The organism is Holospora curviuscula, assembly GCF_002930195.1.
In the GTDB taxonomy this organism is placed as follows: Bacteria; Pseudomonadota; Alphaproteobacteria; order Holosporales; family Holosporaceae; genus Holospora; species Holospora curviuscula.
Genome location: NZ_PHHC01000098.1, coordinates 1 through 3,686, shown reverse-complemented (window position 1 = coordinate 3,686; position 3,686 = coordinate 1). Strand labels below are relative to the sequence as shown.

Sequence of the window (3,686 nt, the reverse complement as noted above, 5' to 3'; positions counted from 1 at the left end):
TTGCAAGAGCCGTTATGGGCGCGATGGATTGCGTATTCTAAGGATATTACGAGTTCTTTTGGAATATATACTACGCTTCTTACCAACCAGTGTTTCACTTTTCTTACTCTAATCTTTTTTCTTTGAAAATTGTCATCTCTATACCACTCTCCTCACTCTATACAAGACGTTCAGGCTCCGTATCGTTGATGGTTTCTTGTGATGTATTTTTTCACCCTCTTCTCCGGAGGTAAAGAGTTTTTATCGCTAAAGCTTCACTTTTTAAGCCTCTTATAGACAACACTAATGCGTGCGTTAGATAGCCTAGCGATTTCTTTCTCATGGTTTAGCTTCATTATTTTCAACATACATTTTTAGCGGATTTGGATTTATGGTTCGTTTACTTCGTAATCTTTTTTTAAATTTCATGACCCCTTCTTTTTTTACTTTATTTACCCTCTATTTAGGCTACTTTTAATCATCATAACTATTTTTTGTACTTATATTTTGATTATTACTTTTTTATTCCACTTTTTTAAGTTTAAGTTATAAATTATTTTTCGTCATTCTCTTTAATAATTATAATACATATAATCCCATTTTAAGCTAAATTACTACATCTAGAAGAGCTTAGGAAAAGAATGTTTGTTGGAATGATTTTATCTGATCGTTTTCTTGCTATACGCTCTGCAATAATCCGAAATTTTTAAAAATCGGTGAATAATATTTTCTTTTTAACACATGTTGTCTATAATGATCAGAAATACTTTATATTTAAGGCTTAGTTTTTGGAGCAATACGCAAGTACCATAAAAAAAATATACAATAATCTTGGAGAAAATCCTAAATTTTTAGGATTTTTATTGGGATACGAAGATGTTGTAAAACAGTTTCAGCGTGCTTTAGAAGGAGGCCGTTTACCCCATAGCTGGCTTTTTCTCGGAGAAGATGGGTTAGGGAAGACTACGCTGTGCTATGCCTTAGCCTGTTTAGCGTTAGGCTATGAGGGGTCTTTAAAATGGGAAGATGCTCATCGCTTGTCTCAAAACATTGTTTACCGTCGGGTAATAAGCCGTGCACACCCAGAGCTCCATGTACTTTCATTGCCTATAACTTTAGATCAAATTCGATCAATTAAAAAACGTCTTTTGCAAACTTCGGTCTCTGATTCTTGGAAAGTAATCATTTTACCCCGTTTAGATCTTTTGCGTCATGACTGCGTCAATGCGTTATTAAAAATTGTGGAAGATCCCCCTGAAAAATCATTATTTCTGTTCACTGCAGTTCACAGTGCCTTTCCTGCCACGCTACTTTCTAGGTGTTGTGTGTACCCTTTACGTCCCTGGAGTAAAGAAGTTTTTTTCCCCCGATTAAAAATTGTATTGAATAGATTAGAAATTTGTACAGATAACATTACTGTGGAGAGTAATGAATTTCCTCAAAAGTTTCAAGACTGGATTTATGCGTTTACTCGAGGAAGTCTTGGTAAAGCAGTGCGTATTTTGAGTTCTGGAAAAGTAGATTTGATTCAACGTGCCTGGGATTTTTTAAATGTTTCTTTTCATGAGGGACCATGTCCACTTCCTTTTGAGCTCGCACATCATTTGTATCAAAACATTGATCTATTTCAAGAAGTTGTTTTTCTTTGGGCTTTTGATAAATTATCCCAATACTTTCACCAGAGAAAACAGTGTTTATTATTGGATCAGCTTTTGCGTTCTATTCAAATATGGTTCCAGCAAGCGAAAGACTTTCATATGGATCCAGTATTTTTGGTACAGAAAATTATCTCTAATGTAGCATTAATTCCTCAAAAATCTGTATTCAATACTTCTATTGTGGCGTAATAAAACATAAGAACACAAAAGAAGAGATTTAAGGAAGATTACGCTAAGGATTTATACATGGCTTTCGAGGTTTTGAAAATAGGAGATTCATGATATATTTTTCCTGAATATTACAGTTAATAAAGTACTTGAGCAACAACAGTTGAATTGCAAAACAAAATGTTCTACATTCTCAATAAAAAAAAAATTTAAAAATATATTAACGAGTCTATGTACGGTTTGAATTTAAGAGAAAAAATCATACAATATAATTTTTATAAAAAATGAGTGGGTAACGTAGAATGATTTGGATTTAAAATTAGAGCTGTTAAATTTTCACTGAAAGCAACGCATCAGGAGGTTCATCATACCATTAACTGATGTTTGCCAGACCCTTGCATGGACGATCACTGCTTTATAGCTTCATTCAGAGAAAAAAGAATTGATATACAAGTCGCGTTTTAATGAAGCTCAAGCTTTGAATATAGAAACCTAAGATACCGGTAAAATACGCCCTTTTAAAGTCTATGATAGCCTGGAATCACCTAAATTTTATGAACACAAGGTACTGTGTTTACACAAAAATTCTACCTATCAAACTCCATGGGGGGATAAGGATAATTCTTCCCCTTTGGGGGAAGACTGTTATGAGCCTCACTGTCTTTTTTGAGGTATGCGCACTTTAGTCACGCACGCCTGTTCACCGGCTTAAATGTATCTGAGTATATGCTGTGGCGAGTGTTTGCATATTATGGAATGAAAAGCCCCCTATTCATAGAGATTATAGAAAAATTTCAGCTATATTAAATTTAGCTTAAAAATAGGATTAGATGTGTTATACTTTTCGGAAAATAAAAAAATACGATAAAAAACAGAGTTAAATAAAAGCGTAATAGAATAAATAAAATTAGGTAATGATCAAAATACAAGCGTAACAATAGTGATGGGGAGTAAAAGTGATGGAGAGTAAAAGTAGTGGAAGTTAGAGAATGGATATGCTAGGAAAAAGAAGGATTCATCAAGCCTACAGCACGAATGGGCAGAAAAAGAACTATAGAGCTAAATTAGCTAAAATGTATGTTGAAAATAAAAAACATACAACATGAAGAGAGCACTAGGGTATGTAACGCAAGTATTGCTTCTGTTTATAAAAGGCTTAAAAAGTTAGGCTTTAGTAATAAAAAAAGTCTTTACCTCTGGGGAGGCTTGTAAAGAAATCAATATCAAGAAACAATAAACGATATGGCGCCTGAAAGTCTTGTATAGCAATGATGATTTTCAAAGACAGAAGATAGAGTAAGAGAAATGAAAAACTAACCGTTAAAAAGCGTGGTCCATATTCCAAAAGAACCTATAGTATCGCTGAAATTATCAATTCATAGTACTCATAACGAGTCTTGCACTATGAATCTTTTTAATGATTGAGGAGAACAGGGCTGAATCAAAGTGTTAAAACCCGTACAAGGAGTACGTTTGGATTAAGCTTTATTTTATAACGCTTATAAGACGAAAGCACTGATAGAATTGGTTAGCTTTGGGCTGATGTTTTTACCGCTATATTCGCCCGATCTGAATCCTATTGATGCATTTTAGGCTACTATGAAACGATAGATTACAAGTACATATTACTCAATGTACTAAATAATATAAGGACTCACTTCAATTCTTTTAAATCCCATTTTAAAGCTAAATTACTATAAGAGCTTGTCCGCAAATGAGAGATATGTTAGTGTATCTGGATGATGTTGGATGCAATTGAGGAATATAAATGAATAGAAGAGCGTATGAGACAGATTTAAAAGACAAAGAATGGGAATTAATATCGGAATATTTTATACCAAATATTAAGAAGGCTGGCAGGCCTGTGAAACACAGCAGAAG

At 33.7% G+C, this 3,686-nt stretch carries 1 protein-coding gene; it reads left to right on the top strand.

From position 1 onward, the window contains the following. Window positions 1–767 precede the first annotated feature (767 nt). A complete protein-coding gene (locus tag HCUR_RS05140) occupies window positions 768–1,826 on the top strand; it encodes a hypothetical protein (protein ID WP_104207049.1) in 1,059 nt (352 codons plus the stop codon). The last annotated feature ends 1,860 nt before the right edge of the window (window positions 1,827–3,686 follow it).